The sequence below is a fragment of the Paractinoplanes tereljensis genome (genome assembly GCF_016862435.1).
GTDB lineage: Bacteria > Actinomycetota > Actinomycetes > Mycobacteriales > Micromonosporaceae > Actinoplanes > Actinoplanes tereljensis.
In genome coordinates, this window is the sequence record NZ_BOMY01000009.1 from 52,900 (window position 1) to 66,368 (window position 13,469).

The 13,469-nt window shown below is 69.6% G+C and carries 10 protein-coding genes; 2 read left to right on the forward strand and 8 right to left on the reverse strand.

Going from position 1 to position 13,469, the window contains the following annotated elements; genetic code table 11:
• Positions 1–69: 69 nt before the first annotated feature.
• Positions 70–1,095 (reverse strand): 3-isopropylmalate dehydrogenase, encoded by a 1,026-nt coding sequence (locus Ate02nite_RS06990; RefSeq protein ID WP_203801155.1) that lies wholly within the window; start codon positions 1,093–1,095, stop codon positions 70–72.
• Positions 1,096–1,461: 366 nt separating this feature from the next.
• On the opposite strand from Ate02nite_RS06990, the gene Ate02nite_RS06995 reads away from it, so the two are divergent.
• Positions 1,462–1,803, forward strand: coding sequence for a hypothetical protein (locus tag Ate02nite_RS06995; protein WP_438871160.1), 342 nt, complete (start codon positions 1,462–1,464; stop codon positions 1,801–1,803).
• On the opposite strand, the gene serA is transcribed toward Ate02nite_RS06995, so the two are convergent.
• The 6 genes from serA to Ate02nite_RS07025 all read right to left on the reverse strand — a co-directional run bounded on the left by serA (position 1,789) and on the right by Ate02nite_RS07025 (position 10,825).
• Positions 1,789–3,387, reverse strand: a complete 1,599-nt coding sequence (serA, locus tag Ate02nite_RS07000) for a phosphoglycerate dehydrogenase (RefSeq protein WP_203800780.1) — start codon at positions 3,385–3,387, stop codon at positions 1,789–1,791. The two genes, Ate02nite_RS06995 and serA, sit on opposite strands and share 15 nt — an antisense overlap.
• Before the next feature lie 101 nt (positions 3,388–3,488).
• Positions 3,489–4,730 (reverse strand): mannosyl-3-phosphoglycerate synthase, encoded by a 1,242-nt coding sequence (gene mpgS / locus Ate02nite_RS07005; RefSeq protein ID WP_203800782.1) that lies wholly within the window; start codon positions 4,728–4,730, stop codon positions 3,489–3,491.
• 165 nt (positions 4,731–4,895) lie between these two features.
• Positions 4,896–5,909, reverse strand: coding sequence for a ketol-acid reductoisomerase (gene ilvC / locus Ate02nite_RS07010; protein ID WP_203800784.1), 1,014 nt, complete (start codon positions 5,907–5,909; stop codon positions 4,896–4,898).
• 14 nt (positions 5,910–5,923) lie between these two features.
• Entirely contained in the window at positions 5,924–6,439 is a 516-nt protein-coding gene (gene ilvN / locus Ate02nite_RS07015; protein WP_020518072.1) for an acetolactate synthase small subunit, read from the reverse strand.
• A complete protein-coding gene (locus Ate02nite_RS07020) occupies positions 6,439–8,265 on the reverse strand; it encodes an acetolactate synthase large subunit (protein ID WP_203800787.1) in 1,827 nt (608 codons plus the stop codon). The genes ilvN and Ate02nite_RS07020 overlap by 1 nt, the downstream gene beginning before the upstream one ends.
• Positions 8,266–8,419: 154 nt before the next feature.
• A complete protein-coding gene (locus tag Ate02nite_RS07025; RefSeq protein WP_203800790.1) occupies positions 8,420–10,825 on the reverse strand; it encodes a putative bifunctional diguanylate cyclase/phosphodiesterase in 2,406 nt (801 codons plus the stop codon).
• A 38-nt stretch (positions 10,826–10,863) separates the two neighbouring features.
• On the opposite strand from Ate02nite_RS07025, the gene ilvD reads away from it, so the two are divergent.
• A complete protein-coding gene (gene ilvD / locus Ate02nite_RS07030; RefSeq protein ID WP_203800793.1) occupies positions 10,864–12,711 on the forward strand; it encodes a dihydroxy-acid dehydratase in 1,848 nt (615 codons plus the stop codon).
• A gap of 147 nt (positions 12,712–12,858) precedes the next feature.
• Here the strand turns inward: ilvD and Ate02nite_RS07035 are convergent, their stop codons facing one another.
• Positions 12,859–13,425 (reverse strand): TetR/AcrR family transcriptional regulator, encoded by a 567-nt coding sequence (locus tag Ate02nite_RS07035; protein WP_203800795.1) that lies wholly within the window; start codon positions 13,423–13,425, stop codon positions 12,859–12,861.
• Positions 13,426–13,469: the final 44 nt, after the last annotated feature.

Here is a 13,469-nt window from a genome sequence, read left to right on the forward strand (position 1 = left end):
GGAGACCTGCTTTCTAGGCGTGCGAACAAGGTGCACAAAAGATACCCCGAACGCCCGTTAAGACAACGATCAGAGTGCGGCAGCCACGCGGTCGCCGACCTCGTCGGTGCGCAGCGACGCGCCGGGGGTGCGGGACGCGACCTCGGCGGCGACCGCCTCGGACACCCGGCGGGCCTCGTCGTGGTGGCCGAGGTGCTCGAGCAGCAGCGACGCGGACAGGATGGCGGCGGCCGGGTCGGCGATGCCCTGGCCGGCGATGTCGGGCGCGGAGCCGTGCACCGGCTCGAACGTCGACGGGTATTTGCGCTCGGGGTTGACCGAGCCGCTGGCGGCCATGCCGATGCCGCCGGTAACGGCCGCGGCGATGTCGGTGATGATGTCACCGAAGAGGTTGTCGGTTACCACCACGTCGAACCGCTGCGGGTTGCTGACCATGAACATGCTGGCCGCGTCGACGTGCTGGTATTCCGTGGTGACCTCGGGGAACTCGGCGGCGACGGCGGCGAACGTGCGCGCCCAGAGGCTGCCGGCCTTGGTCAGGACGTTGGTCTTGTGCACCAGGGTGAGGTGGCGGCGCTCGCGGCGCTGGGCGCGGGCGAACGCGTCCCGGACGACCCGCTCCACGCCGTACCGCGTGTTGAGGCTTTCCTCGGTGGCGATCTCGGCGGGGGTGTCCTTGTGCAGGACGCCGCCGGCGCCGACGTAGAGGCCCTCGGTGCCCTCGCGGACCACGACCATGTCGATCTCGCCGGGCTTGAGGCCGGCCAGCGGGCTGGTGGTGCCGGGCCAGAGCTTGGAGGGGCGCAAGTTTACGTACTGGTCGAAGTCGAACCGCAGCTTCAGCAGCAGGCCGCGCTCGAGGACGCCCGGCGGGACGCTCGGGTCGCCGATGGCGCCGAGCAGGATGGCGTCGTGCCGGGCCAGCTCGTCTTCGATGGCCTGCGGCAGCACCTCGCCGGTGCGGTTGTAGAACCGGGCACCGAGGTCGTAATCGTCGAATTCGGCGCCCGGGAGCACGGCCTCGATCACCTTGCGAGCCTGCGCGGTAACTTCGGTTCCGATGCCGTCGCCGGCCACCACCGCGATCCGCGCCACGCTCACTTTTTGCTCCCTCGAGTTGCGTTTTCGACGGGACCCAGGCTAGTCCGCCGTCCCGATCTTCGGTAACGCGGTCCCAAGGCCTGGACACGAACAGCCCCCGGATCGCGGCAAACGATCACGGGGGCTGTTGCGACGATGACGCGTGGCTCGGTCCCGCCGGATTCCAGTCGCGCAGCCCGCCACAGCAGACACGTCACCCGAAGACGGGCCCACCAGCGGGCAGCACGGCATGGACAACGCTAGCGATGCGGACTAATGACGCGCAAGACGCATCCCCCGCGTGTCGGCGGCGTAGTTCCGGCGTGTCGCCCGTCGTGATGGCACCATGCGCCGGTGAGTTTCGACCTAGTGGTGTGGGCGATGGACAAGTCCGACCCGCCGGACGCTGTGCGCGAAGCCAACGCGCGTTGCGCGCGCGGGGAGCACCCGCAGCGCCCGGCCGACCCCCGCGTCGTCGCCTTCTATGACGCCCTGACCAGCAATTATCCCGACCGTGGCCCCCGTGCCTCGGCACCCGGTTCGCCGTGGGCGCACGCCCCGCTGCACGCCGCGGCCGACCACATCGAGATGCGGTTGCGGGAGGACTGTCCGGACGTGGTGCTGGAGACGATCGAGCGGCTGGCCGGCGAACTCAACCTCGATCTGCTCGATCTGCAGGACGGCACGGTTTATCCGCCGCCGGCCCGGTCATTCGCTTCGTAGGTCGACCAGGCTGCCCCGGGTCGAGCCGATCGCCGCGGCCACCGCGGAGAGCAGCTCGGCGTCGATCGAGGAGTCCAGCGTGAGGGTCATCAGCGCCTCGCCGCCGGCCTCCCGGCGGGCCACCTGCATGGCCGCGATGTTGACCCCCGACTCGCCCAGTTCGGTGCCGATCGCGCCGATCACGCCGGGCCGGTCGCTGTAGCGGAAGAACAGCAGCACCCCGTCGGCGGTCAGGTCCAGGTCGAAGTCGTCGACCTGGGTCAGCTTGCAGATCTCCCGGGTGCTGGTCACGGTCAACGTGCCGGACACGCTCACCCGGCGCCCATCGGGCAGCGCGCCGCGTACGGTAACCAGATTTTGATGTTCGCAAGGCTCTTCGCTGACCGCCAGCTCGACGTCGACGCCGCGGTCGGCGGCGAGTTGCGGCGCGTTCACGTAGGTCACCCGCTCGTCCACCACCGAGGCGAACAGCCCCTTGGTGGCGGCCAGTTTCAGCACGCCCACGTCGTGCGTGACGATCTCACCGCTCACCTCCACGGTGACGCTGGCGGCGACGCCGCCGGCCACCGCGGTGAACACCCGGCCGAGCTTCTCGGCCAGCGACAGCAGCGGGCGGACGTCCTCGTCCACCACCCCGCCGGCCTGCACGTTCACCGCGTCCGGCACGAATTCGCCCTGGAGCGCGAGTTTGACGCTGCGGGCCACCGACAGGCCGGCTTTGTCCTGCGCCTCGGCGGTCGAGGCACCCAGGTGCGGGGTGACCACCACGTTGTCGAAGGCGAACAGCGGCGACTCGGTGGTCGGCTCGGCGACGAACACGTCCAGGCCGGCCCCGGCCACCCGGCCCTCGGCCAGCGCGACCGCGAGGGCCTGCTCGTCGATCAGGCCGCCGCGGGCCGCGTTGACGATCCGGACGCCCGGCTTGACCAGGTTGAGTTCCTTCTCGCCGATCAGGCCGAACGTCTCCGGCGTGCGGGGCAGGTGGACCGAGATGAAGTCGCTCTCGCGCAGCAGTTCCTCCAGCCCGACCAGGCGCACGCCGAGCTGGGCGGCGCGGGCCGGCTGGATGTACGGGTCGTAGGCGATCAGCCGGGTGCCGAAGGACGCCATCCGCTGCGCGAACAGCACCCCGATCCGGCCCAGCCCGACCACGCCGACGGTTTTGCCCTGCACCTCGACGCCGGTGTACCGGGCCCGCTTCCACTCGCCGCGCTTGAGCGACTGGCTGGCGCTGGCGGTATTCCGGGCCACCGCCAGCAGCAGCGCGATGGCCTGCTCGGCGGCCGAGACGATGTTGCTGGTCGGCGCGTTCACCACCATCACGCCGCGGGCGGTGGCGGACGGCACGTCGACGTTGTCGAGTCCGACGCCGGCTCGGGCGACCACCTTCAGCGCGTGGCCGGCCGCGAACACCTCGGCGTCGACCGCGGTGGCGCTGCGCACGATCAGCGCGTCGGCCTCGGCGACGGCGGCGAGCAGGGCGGCGCGGTCGGTGCCGTCGACGTGCCGGACGTCGAAGTCATAGGCCAGGACGTCGATGGCGGATGGGGCGAGTTCCTCAGCGATCAGAACGACGGGAGTCAAAGCGCCTCCATCCGTTGGCGCGACGCGTGCCGCGCTACGTATGTTGCCGCTGACTCCCGCCGTCCCGTCACACCTTTGTGACCGGCGTCACATTTTGGTAATCAAGCCGCCCGGCGCGGGATGGCCGCCCGATCGATCGGCGGCGCCGGCTTCAGACCGGTCGAGGCCAGGCCGTCCGGCTGCCGGAAGCTGAGCGCCTCGGCGTCCAGCGCGTCGTACAGCAGGTCCAGGTCGAGCGTGCCGACCGGCGGATAGACCCGCTCGCGCGGCGGCTCCTGGCCGGGGCCGAGCGCCCCCTGCTCGATCATGAACTCGAGGATCGCCTGCTTGACCGCGGGCAGGGTGACCGGCGAATGGTAGAGAACGTTGAGGGCCTGCATCCGCATGCCCTGCACGTGCTCCTCGCCCTTGTTGTCGTGAAAGTGCGGGTTCCGGGTCTCGATCTGAAGGACCGGGACCGAATTGGCCATGACGTCGGCATTCGTGCTCTCCAGCACGCCGCCGAACTGCTCGAACAGGTCCATGTACTCGTACGGTTCGACCGCGAAACCGCCGGCCAGGCGCAGTTTGAGGCCGAGGTCCAGGGTCATCGCGTGCTCGCCCGCATTGCCGGTGGCGATCACCTCGGTGCCGAAGCCGGAGTATTCGGCGAGGAACCGGTTCAGCCACTCGTTGGTGATCTGCGAACTACGGCCCTTCCGGCTGAAGAACAACCGGTTGTCCCGCAGCTTCGGCTTCGAGTGCCAGGAGATACGAACCATCGAGTACGGCGACTCGGCCAGGTAGAGGCCGGCCGCGTAGACCTTGCAGTACTCATGGACCGAACCGGGCACATAGTTGTCGGCATCCACATATCCGATATATCGGCGCCCGGTCGTCGCGGCCAGCGCCATCCCGATCAGCATGGCCTCGCCTTTGCCCGCCCGAACCAGGCCGTCATCGTCCAGCAGCTCAGGCATCCCGGCCGCCTTGAACGCTCCGGCCACCCCGGGGTCGCGCTGATGCACGGTGATCGCCGAGCGGCCGGCCAGCCGGCAGAACTGCTCGACGGTCTGCGCCTCGCTCTCGTAGCGGTCGACCGGAGCCCGGTCGCTGTTCGAGACGAGCACTATCAGGCAGTCGTGCGGAATGCCGGAGAGCACTCCCTCGATGACGCTTCGTGTCTCATTCATGCAAGGCACGACGATTACCATTTGCGATTCGACGGCGCGTAACGCATCCGCCGGCACGATACGACTGCCGGCAGCGGCCGACAGACCCGAGTCCAGCTCAATGACCCGCTGCAGCTCGTGGATCCGAACTGCGCCGAAACGCTCACTCCGGAAAGAATCAGCCAGTCGCATGCGGGGAATGTACCCGCCGGGCACCACTCCTAAGTGCCTGAACAGCGCACAATTCTATTTCGGCGCCAAGCAGGTAAGCAGGACGTAACGTGGACGTTTCGAATATGCGTCGGCGCCCGCTTTCCCCCTGTTTCAAGCCGGGGAAAACGGGCGCCGGAGCGTAGATCAGGCGGTCTCGGTGATCGGCCGGTCCACCCAGCTCATCATGTCCCGCAGCTTCTTGCCGGTGACCTCGATGGGGTGGTTGGCGCCCTGCTCGCGGTACTTGGCGAGCAGCGGGCCGCCGTTGTCGTCGTCCTCGATCAGCTGCCGGGTGAACTCACCCGACTGGATGTCGGCGAGGATCCGCTTCATCTCCGCCTTGGTCTCCGCGTTGATCACCCGCGGGCCGCTGACGTAGTCACCGAACTCGGCGGTGTCCGAGACGCTGTAACGCATCCGGGAAATGCCGCCCTCGTACATCAGGTCGACGATCAGCTTCAGCTCGTGCAGGCACTCGAAGTACGCGATCTCCGGGGCGTAACCAGCCTCGGTGAGCACCTCGAAGCCGGTCTGCACCAGCGCCGCGGTGCCGCCGCAGAGCACGGCCTGCTCGCCGAAGAGGTCGGTCTCGGTCTCCTCGGTGAAGGTGGTCTTGATGACACCCGCGCGGGCACCACCGATCGCCTTGGCGTAGGAGAGCGCGAGCGCGAGGCCCTCGCCGGTCGGGTCCTGCTCGACGGCGACCAGACACGGCACGCCCTTGCCGTCCACGTACTGGCGGCGGACCAGGTGACCCGGGCCCTTCGGGGCCACCATCGCCACGGTGACGTCGGCCGGCGGCGTGATCAGGCCGAACCGGATGTTCAGGCCGTGGCCGAAGAACAGCGCCTTGCCGGCGGTCAGGTTCGGCTCGATCGACTCGGCGTAGATCTTGCGCTGCGCGGTGTCCGGCGCCAGCACCATGATCACGTCAGCCCAGGCCGACGCCTCGGCCGGCGTCTTGACCTCGAGGCCCTGCTCCTCGGCCTTGGCGCGGCTCTTCGAGCCCTCCTTCAGGCCGACGACCACCTGGACGCCCGAGTCGCGCAGCGACAGCGAGTGGGCGTGGCCCTGGCTGCCGTAACCGATCACGGCGACCTTCTTGCCCTGGATGATCGACAGGTCGGCGTCGTCGTCGTAGAAAACTTCCGCAGTCATTTCTTTCCTTGAATTCAGGCGGCGCGGAGCGCCGGGCCGGTCGTGATGGAGCGCGAGCCGCGGCCGATGGCCACGAGGCCCGACTGCACCATCTCCTTGATGCCGTACGGCTCGAGGTCGCGCAGCAACGCGTCCAGTTTGTCGGGGTTACCCGTTGCCTCGATGGTGAGGGTGTCCGGAGCGACGTCGATCACCTTCGCCCGGAACAGCTCGACCGTCTCGAGGACCTGGCCGCGCTGCGCGCGGTCGGCGCGCACCTTGACCAGCAGGAGCTCGCGCTGGACCGACTGCTGCGGGTCCAGCTCGACGATCTTCAGCACGTTCACCAGCTTGTTGAGCTGCTTGGTCACCTGCTCCAGGGGTGAGGAGTCGGCGTTGACCACGATCGTGATGCGGGAGACGTCCGGGTTCTCCGTCTCGCCCACCGCCAGGGAGTCGATGTTGAAGCTGCGCCGGGAGAAGAGGCCGCTGACCCGGGCGAGCACACCCGGCTTGTTCTCGACCAGCACGGAGAGCGTGTGCTTGTTCATTACAGGTCGTCCTCTTCGAAGGTCGGGCGCACGTCCCGGGCGAACATGATTTCGTCGTTGCTCGTGCCGGCCGCGACCATGGGCCACACCATGGCGTCCTTGCCGACGGTGAAGTCGATGACCACCGGAGCGTCGTTGATCTCCATGGCCTGCTTGATGATCTTGTCAACATCGTCCTTGGACTCACACCGCAGCCCGATGCAGCCGAGCGCCTCCGCCAGTTTCACGAAGTCGGGGATGCGGTGCTTGTGGGTGCCCAGCTCGGTGTTGGAGTAGCGGCCGTCGTAGAAGAGCGTCTGCCACTGCCGGACCATGCCCAGGTTGCCATTGTTGATCACGGCGATCTTGACCGGGATGCCCTCCAGCGCGCAGGTGGCCAGCTCCTGGTTGGTCATCTGGAAGCAGCCGTCGCCGTCGATCGCCCAGACCGCCACGTCGGGCCGGCCCACCTTGGCGCCCATCGCGGCCGGGACCGCGTAGCCCATGGTGCCGGCGCCGCCGGAGTTGAGCCAGGTGCCCGGCTTCTCGTACTTGATGAACTGGGAGGCCCACATCTGGTGCTGGCCGACGCCGGCCACGTAGATCGCGTCCGGGCCGACCAGCTCGCCGATCCGCTGGATCACGTACTGCGGGGCCAGGGTGCCGTCGGTCGGCTCCTCGTAGCCCAGCGGGTAACGGTCGCGCAGCTCGTTGAGGGTCGCCCACCACGACTCGTACTGCGCCGTGCCGCCGGCCGAGGCGGACACCGCGGCGATCAGCTCGTCGATGACGTGCCGGGCGTCACCCACGATCGGGACGTCGGCGTGCCGGTTCTTGCCGATCTCGGCCGGGTCGATGTCGGCGTGCACCACCTTGGCGTCCGGCGCGAACGAGTCGAGCTTGCCGGTGACCCGGTCGTCGAAGCGGGCGCCCAGGGTGATCAGCAGGTCGGACTTCTGCAGTGCGTACACCGCCGGGACGGTGCCGTGCATGCCCGGCATGCCCAGGTGCTGCGGGTGCGAGTCGGGGAACGCGCCGAGCGCCATCAGCGTGGTGATGACCGGGATGCCGGTCAGCTCGGCCAGCTTGCGCAGCCCGTCGGTGGCACCGGCCTTGAGGACGCCGCCACCCACGTACAGCACCGGGCGCTTGGCCGCGGCGATCAGCCGGGCCGCCTCGCGGATCTGCTTGCCGTGCGGGTGCAGGGTGGGCCGGTAGCCGGGCAGGTCGAGGGTCGGCGGCCAGGTGAACGTGGTCGGCGACTGCAGCACGTCCTTGGGGATGTCGACCAGGACCGGGCCGGGCCGGCCGGTGGCGGCCAGGTGGAACGCCTCGGCCAGGATGCGCGGCAGTTCCTCGGGCGTCTGCACCAGGAAGTTGTGCTTGGTGATCGGCAGCGTGATGCCCTGGATGTCCGCCTCCTGGAAGGCGTCCGTGCCGATCGACGGGCGGGCGACCTGGCCGGTGATCGCGACCATCGGCACCGAGTCCATGTAGGCGTCGGCGATCGGGGTGACCAGGTTGGTCGCACCCGGGCCGCTGGTCGCGATGCAGACGCCGACCTTGCCGGTGGCCTGCGCGTAACCGGTGGCGGCGTGCCCGGCGCCCTGCTCGTGGCGGACCAGGATGTGCCGGACCTTCGAGTCGAAGAGCGGGTCGTACGCCGGCAGGATCGCCCCACCCGGGATGCCGAAGAGGACCTCGACCCCGAGCGCCTCGAGCGACCGAACAAGAGCGCCGGCTCCGGAGGTGGGCACCGGGGAGGCTACGGCCGGGGCCGGGCTGGCGGCCGCGACAGTGGCCGGATTGGCTCGGTGGGCGAGGGTCTCGGGAGTGGGTCTCGTCATGGCTATCGAACCTTCTCGGGATGGTCGTCCAGTCGTACTTTGAGCAACAAAAAAGGCCCTCGTGCTGTAAGCACGGGACCTAGCGCACCCTCGCCGTTTCTAGCTCGGCAGGAGGTGCGCTCAACTAAGTACTCGGGACGCGAAGCACATGGACCTAACCTTGCCCCATCTCACTCGGCGAGTCAACTGATCCCACATTTTGATCACTCGCCATTGCCCCGAACGCGGGATCCGTCGGCAAAACGGCCCTGAGCTGCTTCATTCCCGGTCCGAGCGACACCACCTGGCTGCGCGCGGTAACGCCCTTCGGCGGCTCATTGCGCGGCTGCGGGGCCGGCCGGGTGCCGGTGCGCAGACCGTCCAACTGAGCCTCGAGGTGCTCGGCCGGCACGCCCCAGCCGAACAGCGACCCCTGCCCGAGCCGGCAGCCGGCCTCGACCACCGCGACCCGCTGCGCCGGGGTGCCGATCCCCTCGGCGAGCACCTCCAGACCGAGCCGGTGCCCGAGCCGGACCACCACGTCGACAAGCGGCGCGGCCTCGCCGGTGCGCGACTCCGGCTCGGCCACCAGCAACCGGTCGATCTTGAGAATGTCGACCGGCAGGGTACGCAAATGGCTGAGCGACGAGTAACCGGCGCCGAAGTCGTCGAGCGCGATCCGCACCCCGGTCCCGCGCAGCTCGGTCAGCCGGCCGATCAGCTCCTCCATGTCGGTCGCGACGGCGTGCTCGGTGACCTCGAGCACCAGCCGCTGGGCCGGCACGCCGTGCTCGGCCAGCACGTCGGCGACCTGCCCGGCGTAATCGGCGGCGTGCAGTTCCTTGGGCGACAGGTTGACCGACACCCAGACGTCGTGGCCCTTGGCCAGCCAGTCGGCGAGCTGCTTGCAGGCGTTGTCGAGCACCCACGAGCCGATCCGGTTGATCAGGCCGGAGTCCTCGGCCACCGGAATGAACTCGTCCGGCCGGACCGCCCCGAGGGTCGGGTGGTGCCAGCGCAGCAGCGCCTCGGCCCCGACCGGCCGCATCGACGGCAGCGCCACCACCGGCTGGAAGACCAGGCGCAGCTGCTCGCGGTCGATCGCGTGCCGCAACTCGCTCTCCAGCGTGCCCCGGCGGCGCAGCAACTCGTCGTAGCGGGCCTGGTAGCGCTCGACCCGGTTCTTCCCGCGCTGCTTGGCGTACCGCAGCGCAAGGTCGGCGTCACGGATCAGTTCACCGGTGTCGGCTACGCCCAGGCTCGCCGACAAAAAGATCGAAATTCCCTCGACCTCGTACGGCTCACCCAGCACCGCCAGCAGTCGGTGCGCGGTCAGCGTCGCCTCTTCGGCGGTGCCCTGCATGAGGACCGCGAACTCGTCGCCGCCGAGCCGGGCCGCCACGTCGCCGGCCAGCAGGTTGCGGCGCAGCCGCTCGCCCACCTCGACCAGCACCGCGTCGCCCACGTCGTGCCCGCGCATGTCGTTGACCGTCTTGAAGCCGTCGAGGTCGATGCCGACCAGCACCAGCGGTTCCTCGGGGCCCTGGCTCTCCTTGAGCGCCCGCTGCAGGCCACGGCGGTTGGCCAGGCCGGTGAGCGGGTCGGTGTGCGCGAGCTCGCGGAAGTGCGCCTCGCTCTGCCGCAGTTTCAGGGTGTAACGCCGCACGTCGCCCAGGGCCAGGTATTGCCGGGCGACAAGCGCGAAGCCCTCGACGCTGGCGCCCAGGTAGCCGTAGAAGTCGAACTCCCCGCCCTGCGCGAGGTGCCAGCCGAGGGCGCCGACCATGGCCACCATCGGGACCACCGCGTACGCCGTACCGCGCTCGCTGACGTCGCCGACCACCTCGACCGGCCGGTCGGCGACCTTCACCGCGCGGGCGATCATGAACAGGCCGCCGGGCAGCAGCAACGAGCCGCACAGCACGTCGAAGTCGCGGTCCTGGCAGATGCCGCCGCCCAGGGCCACCGCCGCGGCGGCCACCAGGGTCACCCCGCCGGCCACCCGCACGGTGGTGAGCCGGGGCCGGTGCGCGTGCAGGGCCAGCACGATGGTCAGGCCCAGCGAGATCACCGCGAGCCCGGCCGGGACCAGGATCGACGGGCAGGCCATCGGGGTGGCGTCGCCGAGAAGCCGGGTGGGAGCGCTGAACAGCACCCATCCGACGAACCAGATCGCGGCCGCGATCACCACGCCGTCGATCAGGTGGCGCAGGGCCGCACCCGGGCTCTCGGCCGCGCCGGGCAGCATGGCGGTGCCGATGAGCAGGAGAAGAGTGCCGATCGCGGTGCCGAGCCCCACCGCCGAGCCGAGGCTGACCCGGGGCACCGCAGCGTCGGTGATCAGGGCGCTGAGCACGCCGGCGAGGGCGGCCGCGGTGGCCAGGGCGCCGCCGAGGGCCAGTATGAGGTGTGCCCGGCGGGCGGCCCCGGTGTGCCGGCGACCGGAATTGCCCAGCAGGGCAACGGCCGGGACGGCGATCAGAAGACCGGCCAGCCCGGCCAGCTCCACGCCGGACGGTGATTGCACGGGAACACTGTGCCCGAGATCGCTCCGAATGGAAATCCCGAGCTGTGGACGCATGTGGCTATTTACGGAAACCGCAGTGGCAGACTGAGGGGATGCCTGACCTGCGTTCCCGGACCTCGACCCACGGTCGGACCATGGCCGGCGCGCGTGCCCTCTGGCGCGCCACCGGGATGACCGACGACGACTTCGGCAAGCCCATCGTGGCGATTGCCAACAGCTTCACCCAGTTCGTACCCGGGCACGTGCACCTCAAAGACATGGGCGGCATCGTCGCCGACGCCATCGCCGAGGCGGGCGGCGTCGGGCGCGAGTTCAACACCATCGCCGTCGACGACGGCATCGCGATGGGCCACGGCGGCATGCTCTACAGCCTGCCCAGCCGTGAGCTGATCGCCGACGCGGTGGAGTACATGGTGAACGCGCACTGCGCCGACGCCCTGGTCTGCATCTCGAACTGCGACAAGATCACCCCCGGCATGCTGATCGCCGCCCTGCGGCTCAACATCCCGACGGTCTTCGTCTCCGGCGGCCCGATGGAGGCCGGCAAGACGGTCGCGATCGAGGGCATCGTGCACGAGAAGCTCGACCTGATCGACGCGATGAGCGCGTCGGCCAATGAAAATGTGACCGACGAGCAGCTCGGCACCATCGAGCGCTCGGCCTGCCCGACCTGCGGTTCCTGCTCCGGCATGTTCACCGCCAACTCGATGAACTGCCTCACCGAGGCGATCGGCCTGGCGCTGCCCGGCAACGGCTCGACGCTGGCCACGCACGCTTCCCGGCGGGCGCTCTTCGAGAAGGCCGGCTCGCTGATCGTCGACATCGCCAAGCAGTACTACGAGAACGACGACGAGAGCGTCCTCCCGCGCAGCATCGCGAGCCGGAGCGCCTTCGAGAACGCGGTCGCCCTCGACGTGGCGATGGGCGGGTCGACCAACACGGTGCTGCACCTGCTGGCCGCGGCCCGCGAGGCCGAGCTCGACTTCAGCGTGGCCGACATCGACGCGATCTCGCGCCGGGTGCCCTGTTTGTCCAAGGTCGCGCCGAACAGCGTGAAGTACCACATGGAGGACGTGCACCGGGCCGGCGGCATCCCCGCCCTGATGGGTGAGCTCTACCGGGGCGGCGCGCTGAAGACCAACGTGCGGAGCGTCCACTCGCCCGATCTGGCGAGCTGGCTGGAGAACTGGGACATCCGCAGCGGAAACCCGGGCCAGGAAGCGCTCGAGCTGTTCCACGCGGCCCCCGGCGGCGTCCGCACCACCCAGCCGTTCAGCACCGAGAACCGCTGGGCGACGCTGGACACCGACGGTGAGAACGGCTGCATCCGCAGCGTCGACCACGCTTACACGGTCGACGGCGGCCTGGCGATCCTCTTCGGCAACCTCGCCCCCGACGGCTGCGTCGTCAAGACGGCCGGCGTCGACGAGAGCCTGTGGAAGTTCAGCGGCCCGGCCCGCGTCTTCGAGTCGCAGGACGACGCGGTCACCGGCATCCTCAGCAAGCAGGTGGTCGAGGGCGACGTCGTGGTGATCCGCTACGAGGGCCCGCGCGGCGGCCCCGGCATGCAGGAAATGCTCTACCCGACGAGCTTCCTGAAGGGGCGCGGCCTCGGCAAGGCGTGCGCGCTGATCACCGACGGCCGCTTCTCCGGCGGCACGAGCGGCCTGTCCATCGGCCACGTCTCCCCCGAGGCGGCGTCCGGCGGCCTGATCGCCCTGGTCGAGACCGGCGATGAGATCAGCATCGACATCCCCGGCCGGGGCATCACGCTGCACGTCGACGACGAGACCCTGGCCCAGCGCCGGCACGAGCAGGAACGTCGCCCCAAGCCGTACACCCCGGTCGACCGGACCCGCCCGGTCTCGGCGGCGCTGCGCGCTTACGCCTCGATGGCCACCAGCGCCAGCGACGGCGCCTACCGCCGCGTTCCGGAATAAAACGACGAGAACCAGATAAATACGGGCATCACCTTCTACGACCGCACAACGACCGAACCCGGGCCAGGCACCAGCTAGGTGCCTGGCCCGGGCCGTCGGCCGCTTCCGGCCCGTTCCCGGTGGTTGCGCTCCAACCAAAACCCCAGGTCAGCGGGCAGCGGTCACCTCGGTGAGGCGGACCAGGGTCGCGCGCATGAGGTCGGGCAGCGAGCCGTCGGGCGGGCCGGCCACCCACTGCTCGAAGGCGACCCGCAGCACCACCGTGCCGGTCTCGGCGGCCAGCGACGCGTCGCGGGCCGGGACGCCACGGCGGCGCAGGCCCTCGGCCATGGCGGCGGCGATCGAGGCCATCTTGATCAGCTCGCGCTCCAGCAGCTCGGCGTTCGCGAAGATGACCGACATGCGCAGCCGGGAGTGTTCGTGGTCGCGGCCCAGGAACACGGTCGACGCGTCCAGCGCGGCCGCGACCGCCTCCATCGGAGTGGCCGTGGCCGGCGCCGCTTCGAGGGCCGCGAGCATGCCGTCGCGCAGCCGTTCCGAGCCGGCGAAGAGCACCTCACGCTTGTCCGCGTAGTGCCGGAAGAACGTCCGGGCGGTCACCCCGGCCTCGCTCGCGATGTCGGCCACGGTCGTCTGCTCGTAGCCGCGCTCCGCATACAGCCGGAGCGCCGCCGCCTGTAGGCGACCCGCCGCGCCTTCCTGCCACCTTGCCACGACATGATTCTAGTCATGTCACACGATGACATCGCTCGTGCTAG

Bases quoted from the DNA above. Each gene is read 5' to 3' on its own strand.
- Ate02nite_RS06995 (WP_438871160.1), top strand. From the start codon at position 1,462: ATGGACAAGTCCGACCCGCCGGACGCTGTGCGCGAAGCCAACGCGCGT.
- ilvC (WP_203800784.1), bottom strand. From the start codon at position 5,909: ATGACTGCGGAAGTTTTCTACGACGACGACGCCGACCTGTCGATCATC.
- ilvN (WP_020518072.1), bottom strand. From the start codon at position 6,439: ATGAACAAGCACACGCTCTCCGTGCTGGTCGAGAACAAGCCGGGTGTG.
- ilvD (WP_203800793.1), top strand. From the start codon at position 10,864: ATGCCTGACCTGCGTTCCCGGACCTCGACCCACGGTCGGACCATGGCC.
- Ate02nite_RS07025 (WP_203800790.1), bottom strand. From the start codon at position 10,825: ATGCGTCCACAGCTCGGGATTTCCATTCGGAGCGATCTCGGGCACAGT.
- mpgS (WP_203800782.1), bottom strand. From the start codon at position 4,730: ATGCGACTGGCTGATTCTTTCCGGAGTGAGCGTTTCGGCGCAGTTCGG.
- Ate02nite_RS07020 (WP_203800787.1), bottom strand. From the start codon at position 8,265: ATGACGAGACCCACTCCCGAGACCCTCGCCCACCGAGCCAATCCGGCC.